The organism is Streptomyces sp. NPDC050704 (assembly GCF_040654355.1).
GTDB lineage: Bacteria > Actinomycetota > Actinomycetes > Streptomycetales > Streptomycetaceae > Streptomyces.
In genome coordinates, this window is record NZ_JBFAHW010000169.1 from 1 (window position 1) to 16,940 (window position 16,940).

Genomic DNA, 16,940 nt, shown 5'->3' on the forward strand with positions numbered 1-16,940 from the left:
GGCCCCGGCGCGTCCGGGCTGCGGCGGTGTCGGGGGCCCTCCCGGGGGGGGGGGGGGGGCCCCCGGGGGGGGGGGGGGGGGCCCCCCCCCCCCCCCCGGCCGCGGTGCAGGCCATTCGGAACCCTCCCGGCAGCCGGGAGGGACCCGTCCGGAGGGTCTGCCCAGGTGACGGACCAGGTAGCGTCCGCGTCATGGACAGCCCGGACAGGACGGACAGCCTGGACAGCCGCATCGACACGCCGGACGCGCCGAGCGGCGGGATCACCGTGCGGCGGGCCCTGGAACTGCCCGGGCTGCGCGGCGGGCTGCCGGAGATCCTGGCGGGCACCGACCGTCTCGACCGCACCGTGCGCTGGGTGCACGCGGGCGAGGTGCCGCACATCGCCTCGCTGCTGAAGGGCGGCGAACTGCTCCTGACCACGGGGTACGGGCTCGGCATCCGCCCCGCCGACCAGCGCGCGTTCGTCCGCACCCTCGCCGAGCGGGGCATCGCGGCCCTCGTCGTGGAACTGGGCCCGCGCTTCACCCGCCTTCCCGCCGCCCTGGTGGAGACGGCACGCGCGGCCGGTCTGCCGCTGGTCCAGCTGCACCGCGAGGTGCCGTTCGTGGCGGTCACGGAGGAGGTCCACACCGAGATCGTCAACGGCCACTACGCACTGCTCCAGCGCGCCGAGGAGGTGCACCGGCGCTGCACCGAGGCGCTGCTCGGCGGCGGCGGAATCCCGCAGGTCCTCGGCATCCTGGCCGACTTCAGCGGCAACCCGGTGTTCCTGGAGACCGCGGACGGACAGCTCCTGTACGCCGCCGGGGCCGGCCCCGCGAACGCCGATCCCCTCCAGGTGTGGGAGGGCCTGCGCGGCCGGCACAAGGACGACCCGCCCGCCGGGTCGGCCCTCGTGGACGTGCCCGGCGGCGGCCCCGGCACAGGGTCCGGCGGGCCCGGCGGGCCCGGCACAGGCTCGGTCCGCGCCCGGCTCGTCCTCCTGCCCGTGAACGCCCCGCTGGCGCCGGTGCACCGGATCGCGGCGGAGCGGGCCGCGGGCATCCTCGCCGTGGTCCTGATGCAGGCCCGTCAGGAGGAGGAGCTGGCGGCGCGCGGCCGCGGCGACTTCCTCACCGACCTCGCCGAGGGCCGTATCGCGGCCGAGGACGCGCCCGCGCAGGCCCGCGTGCTCGGCTTCAAGCCCGGCCGGAGCCCGCTCCTGCCGGTCGTGATGCGTCTCACGGGCGAAGCGAGCTGGGGGTCCCCCCGGCCGGAGGCCGGCGGAGGGCCGGCCCATGGGGGCGGCTGGGCCGTACTGGCGCGTGCGGTCGCCGAGGAGCTCGCCTCGGTGGGAGTACCGGTCCTGTTGGGCGTACGTCCCGTGGAAGGCCGCGTACCGCTGCTGCTCGGCCTGCGGTCGGAGACCGACCGGGCGGCCGTCGCGGACCGGGTCGCGGCGGCGCTGCGGGCCGGTGTGGAGCGGGCGGGCATGCAGCGGCCGGGTGCGCAGCCGCCGGTCGTGGTGGTGGGCGTGGCGGGCGGCTGGGCGGCCGCGCCTGCGGGCCTGCGGCACGCGGCCGAGACGGCCACGGCGGCCCAGGGGCTGTCCGACCGCCCCTGGTACGACGCCCGGCGCCTGGACACCGACCTGCTGCTGTGGCGCCTGCGGGACCATCCGGACCTGGCCGCCTTCGTGGACCGCGCGATCGGCCCCCTGCGCGACCACGACAACCGCGCCAAGCCACCGCTGCTGCCCACCCTGGAGACGTACCTGGCGCACGCGGGCCGCAAGGCGGAGACGGCACGCGAACTGCACCTCAACCGGCAGACGCTCTACAACCGGCTGGCCCGGATCGGCGAGTTGCTCGGGACGGACCTCGACGACCCGCAGACGGTACTGGCGCTGAGCCTCGCGCTGCGGGCCCGGCGCCTCGTGCCGTGACCCACGCGCACGTGGCCGTCGTCACGTCGACGGCATGGGCTCGCGTCACGTCAGCGGCATGGGCCTGGTCAGCTCGTCGTACACGCTGAGGACCTGGGCCACCGTGTCGTCCTCGGTCGGCCAAGTGGCCGTCTGGAGCGTGCCCTTGTCCTTGAGCAGCTCGCGCCGGGCAGGGTCGGCGAGGAGACCCTCGACGGCGGCGGCGAGCGCTTCGGAGTCCCCGTACGGGACGAGTTCGGCCGCGTCGCCGACGAGTTCGGGGATGCCGCCGACGGCCACCGCGACGAGCGGCACACGCGCGTGGAGGGCCTCTTGAGCGAGCACGGAGCGCGACTCCCGGCTGCCGGGCAGCAGGGCGAGGTCGGCGGCCGACAGCAGCTCGCCGATGTCATCGCGCCTGCCGACGAGGCGGACCGGCAGCCCTTCGTCCTCGATACGCCGCTGGAGTTCCCCTCGCAGCGGCCCCTCTCCCGCGATCACGAGCAGCGGGACGGGGTCGAGCCGGCGCCACGCGCGTGTGGCGTCCAGCAGGGTCTCGTACCCCCTGTGCCGTTCGAGGGAGCCGATGGCCATCAGCAACGGCCGGTCGGTCGCGCCGAGTTCGGCACGTGCCTTGGGCCGCAGCCGGTCCGCGTCGTCCTCGCTCCCGACGACGGCCCTGCGTGGCGCCGGCAGGGCGACCGCGGCGAGCCGCGCGTCCCGTGCTCCCCGGCTGCGGGCCCGGTCCACGAGGTCGGAGGACGAACCGAGGACCACGGACGAGGCCTTCGCCACCCGGCGTTCCAGAAGGCGCAGCAGATGCGCCCGCGCACCCTCCGCGTGCGCGGGGGTGTGCCAGGTGACGACGAGGGGAACGCGCCGCCCGCTGAGCGCGAGCGCGGCACGCAGCGCGGCATGCAGGCCGTGTGCGTGCACCAGGTCGGCATCCGCACAGGCCGCCCGCAACGCGGCCACGGAAGCCGGGTCGCCGCGCCTCGGCACGGGTACGTGGTCGGCGCCGACGCCGGTGAAGTCGTACGCCTGGTCGGCGGTGTCCGGGGCGCACACGGTGACCCGCACGCCCCGTGCGACGAGTCCCGAGGTCAGCGACCGCACATGCGCGCTGCTGCCCGCACTGCCGCCGCCGAGCACCTGGACGGTACGCAGCGGCGCATGTCCGTGCGGTGAGTGGCTGCTCACGTGGCTCACGTGGCCGGGGCTCCTGGTTCGGCGTCGGGCGGTCACGAAGAAAAGTACCGAAGGAACGCGCGGTGGGGGTGTACCGCCCGTTGTCCACTGCCAAGGATGCCAGGGCGCGCGGGGGTTGCGGGACCACCGGGGAGGCGCCGGGGAGGCGGGTGGGGGCACGGACCGCGGACCGTCACTCACATGAGTGAGATCGCAAGGCGGACATGGGCGATGTTCGAGCGCAGTTCGGAGAGCGTGCCTCCCTTGGCGAGCCGGCGTTCACGCCCCCGGTCACTCCCCTGTTCACGCCCCCTCTGCGCGGCCCAACGAACGTGCGGCCTCGCTCACTTGGTCTCCGTATACAGCCGCGGCCAGCACCGCGGCAGCGTGCGCGAGAAGACCCGTGCGGCCGCTGCCCGCGACGATGGCGGTACCGAGGGCGGCACCCAGGGCATGCGCCCCCGAGTCGCCGATCATCGCGCGCTCACCCAGGTCGTCGGGGAGCACGGCGGCCGCGCCGCCCATCGCGGCGGCGGACAACTCCCCCGCGGGTCCGGCCCGCAGCAGCCCCGGCACCCCCAGCGCGAGCACGGCTCCGGCGGCCCTCCCAGGGCGTACGTCCAGCAGGTTGACGAAATGCGCGCTCCCCGCGATCACCACTCCCGCCAGCAGCTTGTCCAACGGCCGCTTCTTGAGGAGTGCCCCCGCGGCGAGCCCGGCGGCCGAGATCCCGAACAACTTGACCGCCCCGCTGGTGACTTCGCCGTCCCGCAGCGCCGACAGATGCGCCCGAAAGCCCCGCCGCGCGTCCCCGGCCCCGACCACATCGTCGTACGCCCCGCACACACCGGCGGCGACCACGGCGAGGGCGGCACCCCGGTGGCTCCGCCCACACGCCACTCCCAAGGCGACGCCGACCGCGGGCCCGGCGTACAACTCAACGGTGCGCCCGGCGTAGTTCACCCGCTCCCACCACTCACGCCCACCGGGCGCCCAGCACCGCAACACGCGAATCCCGACGCGGGTGCCTCCGGCGGCGAGAACAAACGCGGCGCTGTCGTGAAGGCGCGTCATCATGCTGAGCTTCTTACGGAACAGGCGCCCCGTAAGGGGCGCGGGGAACTGCGCGCCCAGCCCCCACTGCCCCGCAGACAACGAACCACTCGCACTTCGGCTCAACCAGCGGACCTACCCGTCCGCCCGAGCCGTCGCCAAAAGCTCCTCGGCATGCGCCCGAGCCGTCTCCGAATCCTCCTGCCCCGCCAGCATCCGGGACAGCTCACGAATCCGTTCCTCGCCCTCAAGAACCTTCACACCGGACCGGGTGACCGACCCGTCGTTGGTCTTCTCCACCAGCAGCTGCCGGTCGGCGAACGCGGCCACCTGCGGCAGATGGGTGACGACCACGACCTGCGCACTCTTGGCGAGCCGTGCCAGACGGCGACCGATCTCGACCGCGGCCTTACCGCCGACACCGGCGTCGACCTCGTCGAAGAGATACGTCGGCACGGGATCGGTACCCGCGAAGACGACCTCGACCGCGAGCATGACGCGCGACAGCTCACCACCGGACGCGCTCTTGGCGATGGGCCGCGGCGGGGCGCCGGGGTGCGGGGCCAGCAGCAGCTCGACCTCGTCGGCGCCCGACGGACCGCAAGCGACCGTACGCCCGCCGACCTCCACGCCCTCCGGATCCTCGGTCTGGCGGATCTCGAACGACACGCGCGCGTGGGGCATGGCGAGCGAGGCGAGTTCGGCGGTCACGGCGGCGGCGAAGCGTTCGGCGGCCTCCGTGCGGGCGTCCGTCAACGCCTGGGCGAGCCCGCCCAGTTCGGCCCGCAGCGCGTCCCGCTCGGCGGTGAGTTCACCGATCCGGTCGTCGTCGCCGTCCAGTTCCATGAGGCGCGCGGCCCCCTGCTCGGCCCAGGCCAGCACGGTGCCCACGTCCTCGCCGTACTTCCGCGTCAGCGCGGTGAGCGCGGCCCGCCGCTCCTCGACCGCGGCGAGCCGCAGCGGATCGGCGTCGAGGTCGTCGGCGTACCCAGCCAGCTCGCCTGCCACGTCACCCAGCAGGATCCCGATCTCCCCGATCCGGCCGGCCAGCGCGCCGAGCGCCGAGTCGTGGGACCGTACGGCCTCCAGGGCCCGGTGCGCGCCCGCGACGAGGGTCGCGGCGTCGATGCCCTCCGGGTCCTCGGGATTGCCCGCCAGAGCCGCGTGGGCGGCCGTGGCGGCGGACGCGAGCGCCTCCGCGTGCCCGAGCCGCTCGGCCTCGGCCGCCAGCTCCACGTCCTCGCCCGCCCGCGGCTCCACCGCCGCGATCTCGTCGAGCCCGAAGCGCAGCATGTCGGCTTCCTGGGCGCGCTCACGCGCGCGTGTGGTGATCTCGTCGAGTTCGGTGGACAGGACGCGCAGCCGCCGGTAGGCGCCCGCGTACTTGGCGAGCGGCACGGCGACCGCGTCGCCCGCGTACCGGTCGAGCGCCTGCCGCTGCCGGGACAGCTTGAGCAGCCCCTGCTGGTCGGTCTGGCCGTGCACGGCCACGAGCTCGTCGGCGAGTTCGGCGAGCAGCCCCACAGGCACGGAACGCCCGCCCAGGTGCGCGCGCGAGCGGCCCTCGGCGGAAACGGTACGGCTGATGAGCAGCACCCCGTCGTCGAGCTCGGCGCCCGCCTCTTCGGCGCGCACGAAGGCCGAGGCGCCCGGGGGCACGGTGATCCGCCCCTCCACGACCGCGTTCTTCGCCCCGATCCGTACGAGCGCCGCGTCGGCGCGTCCGCCCAGCAGCAGGCCCAGGCTGGTGACCACCATCGTCTTGCCCGCGCCGGTCTCGCCGGTCACGGCGGTAAAGCCTGGTGACAGCTCGACGACCGCGTCGTCGATGACTCCGAGCGACCGTATCCGCATCTCCTCCAACACGGACATGACCATACGAGGTTTCGCCCGCCCGGCGCGACGCCGCCCCAGTCCCTACACAAAGGGCCAGGTCCGTAAGGCGTCCGAGGTCACTCCCAGGGGCCACGCCCGTTGACCGAAATGCCCGTCCTTCCCACGACTGTGGCCACGCCTGTGGCGCCCTCCGCTCGGCGCGGAGGGCGCCTTCGCTCAGTGCGGAGCGCCCCGCCACCCCGCCACCGGAAGCGCGAACTTGGCGACGAGCCGGTCGGTGAACGACGCGTGGTGCAGCCGGGCGAGCCGCACCGGCACGGCGCCGCGCCGGACCTCGACGCGGGCGCCGGGCGGCAGCTCGATGGTGCGGCGGCCGTCGCACCACAGGACCCCGGGCGGGATGTGCGGCAGGATCTCCACGGCCAGCACCGAGTTCGGCGAGGTCACCAGCGGCTTGGCGAACAGGGCGTGCGCGCTGATCGGCACCATGAGCAGCGCCTCGACCTCCGGCCACACCACGGGACCGCCCGCGGAGAAGGCGTACGCCGTGGACCCGGTGGGTGTCGACAGGACGATCCCGTCGCACCCGAACCCGGTCACCGGCCGCCCGTCGATCTCCAGCACGACCTCCAGGAGCTTCTCGGCCCCCGCCTTCTGCACGGCGGCCTCGTTCAGCGCCCAGTCCGTGTGTACGACGTCGCCGTTGCTGTGCACGACGACGTCGACGGTCATGCGCTCCTCGACCTCGTACGCCCTTGTCACCACCCGGTCGACAACCTTGTCGAGGTCGTCGCGCTCGGCCTCCGCGAGGAAGCCGACACGCCCGAGGTTGACGCCGAGCATGGGCACCCCGGACGCGCGGGCGAACTCGGCCCCGCGCAGCAGCGTCCCGTCACCGCCGAGGACGATCAGCAGCTCGCACCCGTCCAGGCACTCCGGGGTCGCCTCCTTGACGAGCTCCACGCTCGGCGGCAGCGGCAGGTCGGCCGCCTCCGCCTCCAGGACCCGTACGCCGAGCCCGGAGCGCACCAGCCCCTGCACGACGAGCTCGGCACTGCGGATGGCCGCGGGCCGTCCGGTGTGGGCGAGCAGGAAAACAGTACGAGCTCGGGTCTGTGTCAACGCGGCCCCTCCGCCACTGCACGGTCAACGTCGGCCGGGTCCAGTGCGGGAGCTCCGGCACGCAGCCACAGAAAGTACTCGACATTCCCCGAAGGTCCGGGCAGCGGACTGGCCGTCACACCGTTCACCCCGAGCCCCAACTCCCCCGCCTGCCGGGCCACACCGCGCACGGCGTCCGCCCGCAGCTCGGGGCTGCGGACGACTCCGCCGCTCCCGAGCCGTTCCCTGCCCACCTCGAACTGCGGCTTGACCATCATCACCAGGTCGGCTCCGGGCGCCGCGCACCGCACAAGGGCGGGCAGCACCAGGCCGAGCGGAATGAAGGACAAGTCACCGACAATAAGATCCACCGGCTCCCCATCGATCGCCTCCAACGTCAACTCGCGTACGTTCGTACGGTCCTTGACGGTGACCCGTTCATCACTTTGGAGAGACCACGCCAACTGCCCGTAGCCGACGTCCACGGCGACGACATGGGTGGCCCCCGCGCGCAGCAGCACATCGGTGAAACCGCCGGTCGAGGCGCCGGCGTCCAGGGCCCGCCGCCCCTTGACCACCAGGCCGAGCGGAACGAAAGCCTCCAGTGCCCCGGCGAGCTTGTGGCCGCCGCGCGAGACGTAGTCGGGGTCGTTGTCGTCCTCGGCGACCAGGATGGCGGCGGCGGTCTCCACCTGGGTGGCCGGCTTGGTCGCGAGGGTCTTGCCGACGGAGACCCGCCCGGCGGCGATCAGCTGGCCGGCGTGCTCGCGCGAGCGGGCGAGCTTGCGTCGGACCAGCTCGGCGTCGAGGCGGCGTCGTGCCACTCCTGCCACGTTCGGTTCAGCTCCTGTTGCTGTAGCTGTTGGTGTTGCGATCGCTGTTGCTGTGTGGCGACGGGGGCCCCGGAGGCCCGGGGCGGGCGTCGAGCGCGGTGAGCGCGTCGCGCAGCCCCTGGTGTACATCCTCGTACACCTCCATGTGCCCGTCGGTGGCGAGGTGGTCCGCATCGGCCAGCCGGTCGAGCTGGGCGTCGACGTCGGCGTGCCCCGTGGGCGTGCGCGGCACGTCCAGCGGGGCGGGGGCCGCGGGGTCGAACTCGCGTTCGACGGAGAGCGCCGGCTCCGGTCCCGGCTCCGCCGCGGGCTCGACCGGAACATCGGCCTCCGTACCGAAGGGCTCCGCCTCCGGGCCGGTCATGGAGTCGTTCATGCCCCCGACGCTACCGCGTGGCACTGGGGTACCGTCGATCACGATGGCGACGATTGAGGAGTGCCGGAGCGCACTCGACAAGCTCTCGGACAACATGGCGGCCGCGGAGGGCGACGTGCGCAGCGCGGCTGCCCTGGACCGCTCGCTCACCTGCCGTATCACCGACCTCGACATCACCTTCGTCGGCCGGCTCCAGGGCGGCCGGATCGCGGTGCTCGACACGGTCCAGGGCCCGCCGCCCGAGAAGGCCCAGATCCGGCTCACGATGACCGGTGACGACCTGGTCGCGATGGTCGACGGCGAGCTGAACTTCGCGAAGGCCTGGGGCTCGGGCCGGGTCAAACTCGAAGCTGGTCTGCGGGACCTGCTCCGGCTCAGAAAGCTGCTCTGAGCTGCCGGACCTCGTTGACCTTCCGGGCCTCGTCGATCCTCCGGACCTCGTTCAGGAACCCTTCGTGACGCTGACGGCCGCGGCGGTCGTACGTGCCTTGCGGGCCGCCGGCACCACCAGCGGCGTGCCCGTCTCCGGGTCGTCGATGACCTGGCAGCGCAGCCCGAAGACCTCCTCGACCAGCTCGGCCGTGACGATGTCCGACGGCCTGCCCTCGGCGATGACCGCGCCCTCGCGCAGGGCGATCAGATGGGTGGCGTACCGGGCCGCGTGGTTGAGGTCGTGCAGCACGGCGACCAGGGTGCGGCCCTGCTCCTCGTGGAGCTCCGCGCACAGGTCGAGTACGTCGATCTGGTGCTGGATGTCGAGATAGGTGGTCGGCTCGTCGAGCAGCAGCAGCGGGGTCTGCTGGGCGAGCGCCATGGCGATCCAGACGCGCTGGCGCTGGCCTCCGGAGAGTTCGTCGACATAGCGGTCGGCCAGCTCGGCGACGCCGGTCGAGGCCATCGACTCGCGCACGATCCGCTCGTCCTCGGTCGACCACTGGCGCAGCAGCCCCTGGTGCGGATAACGGCCGCGGCCCACCAGGTCGCCGACCGTGATCCCGTCGGGCGCGATGGACGACTGGGGCAGCAGTCCGAGCGTCCTGGCCACCTTCTTGGCGGGCATCGACTGGATGACCTGGCCGTCGAGGAGCACCCGGCCCCGGCTCGGCTTCAGCATCCGGGAGAGCGCGCGCAGCAGCGTGGACTTGCCGCAGGCGTTCGGGCCGACGATCACGGTGAAGGAGTTGTCCGGTATCTCGACCGACAGCTGCTCGGTGATGACGCGCTGGTCGTAGGCGAGGGTGACGTTCTCGGCGGACAGGCGGTTCACGGTGCTCCTCTGGGTGTCTACGTGCGGCCCGCCATCGGCGCCCGTACTCGTCTTGCCACTCGTCTTGCCACTTGTCTTGCCGTCGGTGTTCATATCCGGCCCGCCTTGCGCTCGGTGACCAGGAGCCACAGCAGATAGACACCGCCGAGCACTCCGGTCACCACACCCACGGGCAGCTGGTCGGCGCCGAAGGCCCGCTGCGAGGCCCAGTCCGCGACGATCAGCAGGGTGGCGCCCATGCACATCGCGGGCACCAGGTTCGGTCCCGGCGAGCGGGTGAGCCGCTTGGCGAGCTGGGGCGCGGTGAGCGCGACGAAGCCGACCGGGCCCGCGGCGGCGGTGGCGGCCGCGGTGAGCAGCACGGCCGCCACCAGCATCACCAGCCGGGTCCGTTCGACCCGTACCCCGAGTGCGTACGCGGTGTCGTCGCCCATCTCCAGCATGCGCAGCTCGCGCGCGTTGCCGAGCACGAGCGGTACGAGGACGGCGCACAGGCAGAGCAGCGGCCAGACCTGGTCCCAGTCACGGCCGTTGAGCGAGCCGGTCATCCACACGACCGCGCGGGCCGCGTCGACGAGGTCGGCCTTGGTGATCAGATAGCCGTTGACCGCCGTGAGGATCGCGGCGACACCGATGCCGACCAGGACCAGCCGGTATCCGTGCACTCCCTGCTTCCAGGCGAGCACGTAGATGGCGAGTCCGGTCACCAGACCGCCGACCAGCGCCCCGAGGGCGACCTGGGCGGCGCTCCCCGAGAACAGCACGATCATCACGAGCGCGCCGGCCGTCGAACCCTGCCCGAGGCCGAGCACGTCCGGACTGCCCAGCGGATTGCGGGAGATGGCCTGGAAGAGCGCGCCGCCGAGCCCGAGCGAGGCCCCCACCAGGAGCCCGACCAGGACTCGTGGCAGCCGCAGCTCGTTGACGATGAACTCCTGGCCCGCGTCGCCGTTCCCGAGCAGTGTCCTCAGGACGTCCGCGGCGGGGATCGGGAAGTCGCCGGTGCCGATGAGCACGACGCTCGCGGCGAGCGCGGCCACCAGCAGCAGGGCGACGACCGCGAACGCGCGGACGTCGAAGCGGACCGACAGCCCGCCGCCCGCACGGACCGTCCGGCCGCGGAACGACCGGGCGGGGATCCCGTCCTTCGGCTGTCCCACCTGCGGGGTTTCGGCCTGCGAGCGTTCGGCCTGGTTGCGTGGGGCCTTCACAGCTGAGCCGTCCTCCGCCGTCGTACGAGAAAGATGAAGACCGGACCGCCGAGGATCGCCGTGACGATGCCGACCTGGAGCTCCGCGGGCCGCGCGACCATCCGGCCGAGAACATCGGCGCCGAGCAGCAGCACGGGCGAGAGCACGGTGGCGTACGGCAGGATCCAGCGCAGGTCGGGCCCGGTGAAGGACCGCACGAGGTGCGGAACCATCAGCCCGACGAACGCGATCGGCCCGCAGGCGGCGGTCGCGGCCCCGCACAACAGGGTCGCGGCGGCCATGGACAGGGCACGCGTACGGCCCAGATGCGCGCCGAGTGCGCGGGCGGTGTCGTCACCCATGGCCATGGCGTTCAGCGGCCGGGCGAGCGCCAGCGCGAGAACCGTGCCCGTCGCGAGGAACGGCAGCACCTGCTCGATGGTCGAGTCGGTGGCCGAGGCCAACGAACCGACCGTCCAGAAGCGCATCTTGCCGAGCGCCGCCTCGTCCATGATCATCACGGCCTGCAGATAGCCGTAGAGCGCGGCACTGATCGCGGTGCCGGCGAGCGCGAGCCGCACGGGCGTCGCGCCCCGGCTGCCACCGAGGAAGTACACCAGCGCCCCGACGGCCGCGGCGCCCGCGAAGGCGAACCACACATAGCCGCTCAGCGAGGTGACACCGAAGAAGGTGATGGCCGTGACGACCGCGGCGGACGCGCCCGCGTTGATCCCGAGCAGCCCGGGGTCGGCCAGCGGATTCCGGGTGAGCGCCTGGAGGACGGCCCCGGCCAGGCCGAGCGCGGCGCCGGCGAGCAGACCGAGGAACGTACGCGACAGCCGCTCGCTCACCACCACGTCGCCGTACGTGCCCGAATCCTCGAACAAGCCGTGCCAGACCTGCTCCAGGGAGAGCTCTTTTGCGCCGATCGCGATGCTCGCCAACGCGACGAGCACCAGCACGGCGAGGGACACGAAGAGCCCAGCGGCCCGTATCGCCCGGCGGGTTGGAGGCGCGGGGGCGGTCTCCGCGCTCGGTTCGGGGGGACTGTCGACCAACACGTAGTTAGGTTAGCCTACCCTCGCATCCGAGTCCGATCGGCGTACGCGCTGACCTGCGTACCCCCTTCTCCGAGACCCATGCCCAGGGCCCGCTCTCGGAGCCCCCACTCGAAGCCCGTATTCACCCGTGTTCAGAGACCGAGCCGCGCCAGCGCCTTCCCCCCGTCCAGCTCGCACGCCCCGTCCCCCGCCGCCGTCCAGGCCGCGGCGCACAGGGCACGCAACCCGTCGAGCGCCCCGCCCTCACCCTCAAGTTCCAGCCGCTCGCTGCCGGCCGTCGCCGTCCACCCGCCGCAGCGGAAGCCCCCGTCCGCCTCGACGACCTCGGGCTGCCGCGTCAGCATCCCGCGCAGATCGGCGTCGACATACGTCGGCCGGTGCTCCGGCGGCGCGGCGAGCAGCTGTGCCCCGTCGGTCACCCCGGTCAGCACCAGCAGCGAGTCGACGGCACCGTTGAACGCCCCCTCGATGTCCGTGTCGAGCCGGTCCCCGACCACCAGCGGCCGCTCCGCCCCGGTCCGCAGGATCGTCTCGCGGTGCATCGGCGGCAACGGCTTGCCCGCCACCTGGGGTTCGGCGCCCGTGGCGATGCGTACGACCTGGACGGCCGCCCCGTTGCCCGGGGCGATCCCGCGCGCGCCGGGAATCGTCAGGTCGGTGTTGGACGCGAACCACGGCACCCCGCGCGCGATGGCATAGCAGGCCTCCGCGAAACGCCCCCACGGCAGATCCGGCCCCCCGTACCCCTGCACGACCGCCACCGGCTCGTCCTCGGCCGACTCGACCGGTTCGAGCCCGCGTTCGCGCAGCGCGACCCGCAGCCCGTCCCCGCCGATCACCAGCACCCGAGCGCCGGCGGGCACCTGCTCGCTGATCAGCCGGGCCACGGCCTGCGCCGAGGTGATCACGTCCGACGCCTCGGTCGGTATCCCCAGCTCCGCGAGGTGCGCCGCCACGGCGTCGGGCGTCCGCAGCGCGTTGTTCGTGACGTACGCGAGGCGCATCCCGCCCGCGCGGGCGGTGCCGAGCGACTCGACGGCGTACGCGATCGCGTTCCCGCCCGCGTACACCACCCCGTCCAGGTCGAGCAGCGCCGTGTCGTACGCCTCGCTCAGGGCCCGGTCACTGCCCTCGGGCCGCGTCCTCGCGGTATGGCTCATTACGCATCGCTCCTCGTTCGATCCCTTTCCCCCGATCATCGCGCATGGCACTGACACACTTACGATGCAGCAATGAACTCTGCAGGTCCCGCGGACGTACCGGCAGGCAAGGGCCTTGACCTGATCCCGTTCCGGGGCCTGCGCTACGACCCCGACCGGGTCGGCAGCCTCTCCGCCGTCACGTCCCCGCCGTACGACGTGGTGGTACGGCCCGACGGTCTGCACCACCTCGAATCGGCGGACCCGCACAACATCGTCCGCCTGATCCTCCCCCAGGCCCTCCCGCCCACCGTCCGCAACGAGCAGGCCGCGGACACCCTGCACCGCTGGCTCGCCGAGGGCGTCCTGACCACCGACTCCGAACCGGGCCTGTACATCTACGAGCAGCGGGACGCCGACGGCATGCTGCAACGCGGCATCATCGGCGCCCTGCGCCTGTCGGAGCCCTCGGACGGCGTGGTCCTGCCGCACGAGGACGTCATGCCGCACATCGTCGCGGACCGCGCGGCCCTGATGCGGGCCACCTCCGCGAACCTCGAACCCCTGCTGCTGACCTACCGCGGCAACGGCGTCGCCTCCGGTACGACCACCGTCATCGAGCGCGCCGCACAACAACCACCCCTCCTGTCCACCACCACGGAGGACGGATTCAGCCACCGTCTGTGGGCGGTGACAGACCCGGCGGATGTGACCGGGATCCAGCAGGACCTGGCCCGCCGCCAGGCCCTCATCGCGGACGGCCACCACCGCTGGGCGACCTATCTGCGCCTGCGCGCCGAGCACCCCTCCCCCAGCCCCTGGGACTTCGGCCTGGTGCTCCTGGTGGACACCGCGCGCTACCCGCTCCGCGTCCGCGCGATCCACCGCCTCCTGCACCGCCTCCCGGTGGCCGACGCGCTCGCCGCCCTGGGGGACTCCTTCCGAGTACGCCACGTCGAGGGCCCCCTCTCCCCCGCCCTGAAGGCCCTCTCCATAGCGGCCGCCGAAGGAAATGCCTTCCTCCTTGCGGGCGACGGCGCCTTCCACCTCGTCGACCGCCCGGCTTCGGACCTCCTGGCCCGTACGATCCCGGCCGACCGCCCGGAGGCCTGGCGCACCCTCGACGCGACGGTCCTGCACGCCACACTCCTCGACCATGTCTGGCGCATCCCGGACGTCCCGGAGCACATCGCGTACATCCACGACACGGCCGCCACGGTGGCCAAGGCCGAACGCGACGGCGGCACGGCCGTCCTGATGCACCCGGTCCGCGAGGAAGTCGTACGCGCCCTCGCGAGCCAGGGCGTCACGATGCCCCGCAAGTCGACGTCGTTCGGCCCCAAGCCGGCGTCCGGCCTGGTACTGCGCGCGCTCGGCCACTGAAACCCGAGGCCTGGAACGCGAACGGGCGGGACCCCTTGTGAGGATCCCGCCCGTCCACCTCGTACGACTTCTGTGGAGACGTCAGCCCTCCACGCCGTCCTTGTCGTCGTCCCTGGAGTCCTCGTCCTCGTCCTGGTCCTCGTCCTCCAGGAGGGCCCTCAGGTCGTCGTCCGAGTCGCCCTTGGCCGGTTCGGCCGGTTCGGCTGCCGGGGCGGCCTCGGGGGCCACGACGACGGCCTCGGTGACCGACTCGACGTCGCTGTCACCGTCGTTGTCGTTCTCATCGAAGGCGTCGACGAACTCGACGCCGTCCAGCTCCGCGAGCCGGTCCGAGGCGTCCGTGCTGCCGTCCTTGTCGGACTCGACGGCCTTGGCGAACCACTCGCGCGCCTCACCCTCGCGACCGGCCGCGAGCAAGGCGTCGGCGTACGCGTAACGCAGTCGCGGGGTCCAGGGCTGGACGGAGTTCGACGCCAGCTCGGGGCCCTGCAACGTCACGATGGCGGCGTCGAGCTGGTCCATGTCCCGCCGCGCGCCGGCCGCCACGAGCCGCATCTCGACCTGGCCCGCCTTGTCGAGCTTCTGCACCTCGGGTGCCCCGGCCATGTCGAGCGCCTTCTCGGGACGCCCGAGCCCGCGCTCACAGTCCGCCATGACGGGCCACAGGTCGACGTTGCCGGTCATCCGCCGGGCGGCCCGGAACTCGGCGAGCGCCTCGCTGTACTTCTGGCTCGCGTACGCGGCGAAGCCGGCCGCCTCTCGCACGGCGGCGACCCGCGACGCCAGCCGCAGCGCGACCCTGGAGTAGCCGTACGCCCCCTCGGGGTCCTCGTCGATGAGCCTGGCCACCATCACCAGGTTCCTGGCCACGTCCTCGGCGAGCCCCTTCGGCAGGCTCATCAGCTCCTGCCGTACGTCCTTGTCGATCTCCTCACCCGTGACGTCGTCCGGGATCGGCAGCCGCTTGATCGGCTCGCGGTCACGCTCCCGCTCATCACGGAAACGGCCACCGCCACGGCGGTCGTCGCCCCCGCGGTCGTCACGCCCCCGGAAGCCACCGCCTCCTGCCGGTCGGCCACGGCTGTCATCGCGACGCGGTCCACCACGGTCGTCACGCCCACGGAACCCGCCACCGCCACCGCCACGGCTGTCGTCCCGACGGAACCCACCGCGATCGCCGCCACCGCCGCCACCACGGTTGTCATCGCGCCGGTCATCGCGGCGGAACGGCGGGCGGTCCCCTTCACGCCGAGGAGCACCGGCACCGGAACCGGCACCACGACCCTCGTCACGACGGAACGCCGGACGCTCACCACCACGGCTGTCGTCCCGACGGAAACCACCACGGTCACCGCCACCACGGCCGTCATCCCGGCGATCGTCCCGACGGAAACCGCCACGATCGCCGCCACCGCCCCCGCCACGGTTGTCATCGCGACGGCCATAACCGCCGCGGTCACCGCCGCTGCGGTCGTCACGGCTCGGCCCACCGGAGCGGTCGTCACGACGGAAACCACCCCGGTCGTCGTCCCGCCGGTCGTCACGACGGAAGGCCGGACGATCACTGTCACGCCGGAATCCACGGTCGCCGCCACCGCTGCGGTTGTCATCGCGGCGGAACGGCGGGCGGTCCCCTTCACGCCGAGGAGCACCGGCACCGGAACCGGCACCACGACCCTCGTCACGACGGAACGCCGGACGCTCACCACCACGGCTGTCGTCCCGACGGAAACCACCACGGTCACCGCCACCACGACTGTCACCGCGACCGTCATCCCGACGATCGTCGCGACGGAAACCGCCACGATCGCCGCCACCGCCCCCGCCACGGTTGTCATCGCGACGGGGGCCGCCCCGCTCGTCGTCTCGGCGGAAACCACCCCGGTTGTCATCACGTCGGTCGTCACGACGGACCGCCGGACGGTCACCTTCACGCCGGAAACCACCGCGGTCACGGTCATCGCGGCCGGGCCCACTGGGACGGTCGTCGCGACGGGCCGGCGGACGGCTCCCACTGTCGCGGTCGTCGCGCCCGCGGAATCCGCCACCGCCACCGCCACGGTTGTCGTCCCGACGGAAACCACCACGGTCGCCGCCACCGCTGCGGTTGTCATCGCGGCGGAACGGCGGACGGTCCCCCTCACGCCGAGGAGCACCGGCACCGGAACCGGCACCTCGGCCCTCGTCACGGCGGAACGGCGGACGGGCACCACCACTACGGTTGTCACCGCGGTTGTCGTCCCGACGGAAACCACCGCGATCGCCGCCACCGCCACCGCCACCGCGATTGTCATCGCGGCGGTCGTCACGTCGGCCGGCGCCGCCACGGTCGTTGTCGCGGCGCGGACCTCCGCGGTAGCCGCCACGGTCACCACTGTCCCGGCGGCGCTGGTCGCGCTCCGGTCGCTCGTCGGGAGAGTTGGTGGACATGGTGACTCCTGTCATCGGTACCGCAACTTCATTCTCGCGCAGCCGAGTACCCGGCGCGCTTCGGAAAAACAAAAAAAGACCTCTGGTCCCAGCGAGTCGCTGGGACCAGAGGTCCTCAAAATTTGTTCGGCGGCGTCCTACTCTCCCACAGGGTCCCCCCTGCAGTACCATCGGCGCTG

At 73.0% G+C, this 16,940-nt stretch carries 15 protein-coding genes; 3 read left to right on the plus strand and 12 right to left on the minus strand.

Going from position 1 to position 16,940, the window contains the following annotated elements; translation table 11 throughout:
- The first annotated feature begins 191 nt into the window (after nt 1–191).
- Complete coding sequence (locus AB0I18_RS47905) at nt 192–1,925, plus strand: PucR family transcriptional regulator (RefSeq protein WP_363112153.1); 1,734 nt, start codon at nt 192–194, stop codon at nt 1,923–1,925.
- Nucleotides 1,926–1,970: 45 nt separating this feature from the next.
- Here AB0I18_RS47905 and AB0I18_RS47910 read toward each other — a convergent pair whose 3' ends face one another.
- The 6 genes from AB0I18_RS47910 to AB0I18_RS47935 all read right to left on the minus strand — a co-directional run bounded on the left by AB0I18_RS47910 (nt 1,971) and on the right by AB0I18_RS47935 (nt 8,291).
- Nucleotides 1,971–3,113, minus strand: a complete 1,143-nt coding sequence (locus AB0I18_RS47910) for a glycosyltransferase family 4 protein (protein WP_363112154.1) — start codon at nt 3,111–3,113, stop codon at nt 1,971–1,973.
- Nucleotides 3,114–3,395: 282 nt separating this feature from the next.
- Nucleotides 3,396–4,169 carry a hypothetical protein gene (locus tag AB0I18_RS47915; protein WP_363112155.1) on the minus strand — a complete coding sequence of 258 codons (774 nt, stop codon included), beginning with the start codon at nt 4,167–4,169 and terminating at the stop codon, nt 3,396–3,398.
- 111 nt (nt 4,170–4,280) lie between these two features.
- A complete protein-coding gene (gene recN / locus AB0I18_RS47920; RefSeq protein WP_363112156.1) occupies nt 4,281–6,023 on the minus strand; it encodes a DNA repair protein RecN in 1,743 nt (580 codons plus the stop codon).
- A 174-nt stretch (nt 6,024–6,197) separates the two neighbouring features.
- On the minus strand, nt 6,198–7,103 hold the full coding sequence (locus tag AB0I18_RS47925) for an NAD kinase (protein WP_363112157.1): 906 nt from the start codon (nt 7,101–7,103) through the stop codon (nt 6,198–6,200).
- Nucleotides 7,100–7,915 (minus strand): TlyA family RNA methyltransferase, encoded by an 816-nt coding sequence (locus AB0I18_RS47930; RefSeq protein WP_363112158.1) that lies wholly within the window; start codon nt 7,913–7,915, stop codon nt 7,100–7,102. Before AB0I18_RS47930 ends, AB0I18_RS47925 begins: the two co-directional genes overlap by 4 nt.
- A gap of 7 nt (nt 7,916–7,922) precedes the next feature.
- On the minus strand, nt 7,923–8,291 hold the full coding sequence (locus tag AB0I18_RS47935; RefSeq protein WP_363112159.1) for a hypothetical protein: 369 nt from the start codon (nt 8,289–8,291) through the stop codon (nt 7,923–7,925).
- A 43-nt stretch (nt 8,292–8,334) separates the two neighbouring features.
- On the opposite strand from AB0I18_RS47935, the gene AB0I18_RS47940 reads away from it, so the two are divergent.
- Nucleotides 8,335–8,682, plus strand: a complete 348-nt coding sequence (locus tag AB0I18_RS47940; RefSeq protein ID WP_363112160.1) for an SCP2 sterol-binding domain-containing protein — start codon at nt 8,335–8,337, stop codon at nt 8,680–8,682.
- A gap of 51 nt (nt 8,683–8,733) precedes the next feature.
- Here the strand turns inward: AB0I18_RS47940 and AB0I18_RS47945 are convergent, their stop codons facing one another.
- The 4 genes from AB0I18_RS47945 to AB0I18_RS47960 all read right to left on the minus strand — a co-directional run bounded on the left by AB0I18_RS47945 (nt 8,734) and on the right by AB0I18_RS47960 (nt 12,969).
- Nucleotides 8,734–9,687 (minus strand): ABC transporter ATP-binding protein, encoded by a 954-nt coding sequence (locus AB0I18_RS47945; protein WP_363112161.1) that lies wholly within the window; start codon nt 9,685–9,687, stop codon nt 8,734–8,736.
- Nucleotides 9,648–10,697 carry an iron chelate uptake ABC transporter family permease subunit gene (locus tag AB0I18_RS47950; RefSeq protein WP_363112167.1) on the minus strand — a complete coding sequence of 350 codons (1,050 nt, stop codon included), beginning with the start codon at nt 10,695–10,697 and terminating at the stop codon, nt 9,648–9,650. Before AB0I18_RS47950 ends, AB0I18_RS47945 begins: the two co-directional genes overlap by 40 nt.
- Before the next feature lie 68 nt (nt 10,698–10,765).
- On the minus strand, nt 10,766–11,809 hold the full coding sequence (locus AB0I18_RS47955) for an iron chelate uptake ABC transporter family permease subunit (RefSeq protein ID WP_363112162.1): 1,044 nt from the start codon (nt 11,807–11,809) through the stop codon (nt 10,766–10,768).
- Nucleotides 11,810–11,940: 131 nt separating this feature from the next.
- Nucleotides 11,941–12,969, minus strand: coding sequence for an HAD hydrolase-like protein (locus AB0I18_RS47960; protein WP_363112163.1), 1,029 nt, complete (start codon nt 12,967–12,969; stop codon nt 11,941–11,943).
- Nucleotides 12,970–13,041: 72 nt separating this feature from the next.
- Here AB0I18_RS47960 and AB0I18_RS47965 point away from each other — a divergent pair, with 72 nt between their 5' ends.
- Entirely contained in the window at nt 13,042–14,331 is a 1,290-nt protein-coding gene (locus AB0I18_RS47965; protein ID WP_363112164.1) for a DUF1015 domain-containing protein, read from the plus strand.
- A gap of 81 nt (nt 14,332–14,412) precedes the next feature.
- Here the strand turns inward: AB0I18_RS47965 and AB0I18_RS47970 are convergent, their stop codons facing one another.
- On the minus strand, nt 14,413–15,231 hold the full coding sequence (locus tag AB0I18_RS47970; protein WP_363112165.1) for a hypothetical protein: 819 nt from the start codon (nt 15,229–15,231) through the stop codon (nt 14,413–14,415).
- On the minus strand, nt 15,231–16,697 hold the full coding sequence (locus AB0I18_RS47975) for a hypothetical protein (RefSeq protein ID WP_363112166.1): 1,467 nt from the start codon (nt 16,695–16,697) through the stop codon (nt 15,231–15,233). The genes AB0I18_RS47970 and AB0I18_RS47975 overlap by 1 nt, the downstream gene beginning before the upstream one ends.
- Between the last annotated feature and the right edge of the window lie 243 nt (nt 16,698–16,940).

Bases quoted from the DNA above. Each gene is read 5' to 3' on its own strand.
- AB0I18_RS47935 (WP_363112159.1), bottom strand. From the start codon at position 8,291: ATGAACGACTCCATGACCGGCCCGGAGGCGGAGCCCTTCGGTACGGAG.
- AB0I18_RS47970 (WP_363112165.1), bottom strand. From the start codon at position 15,231: ATGAGCCTGCCGAAGGGGCTCGCCGAGGACGTGGCCAGGAACCTGGTG.
- AB0I18_RS47940 (WP_363112160.1), top strand. From the start codon at position 8,335: ATGGCGACGATTGAGGAGTGCCGGAGCGCACTCGACAAGCTCTCGGAC.
- AB0I18_RS47960 (WP_363112163.1), bottom strand. From the start codon at position 12,969: ATGAGCCATACCGCGAGGACGCGGCCCGAGGGCAGTGACCGGGCCCTG.
- AB0I18_RS47965 (WP_363112164.1), top strand. From the start codon at position 13,042: ATGAACTCTGCAGGTCCCGCGGACGTACCGGCAGGCAAGGGCCTTGAC.
- AB0I18_RS47915 (WP_363112155.1), bottom strand. From the start codon at position 4,169: ATGATGACGCGCCTTCACGACAGCGCCGCGTTTGTTCTCGCCGCCGGA.
- recN (WP_363112156.1), bottom strand. From the start codon at position 6,023: ATGGTCATGTCCGTGTTGGAGGAGATGCGGATACGGTCGCTCGGAGTC.
- AB0I18_RS47905 (WP_363112153.1), top strand. From the start codon at position 192: ATGGACAGCCCGGACAGGACGGACAGCCTGGACAGCCGCATCGACACG.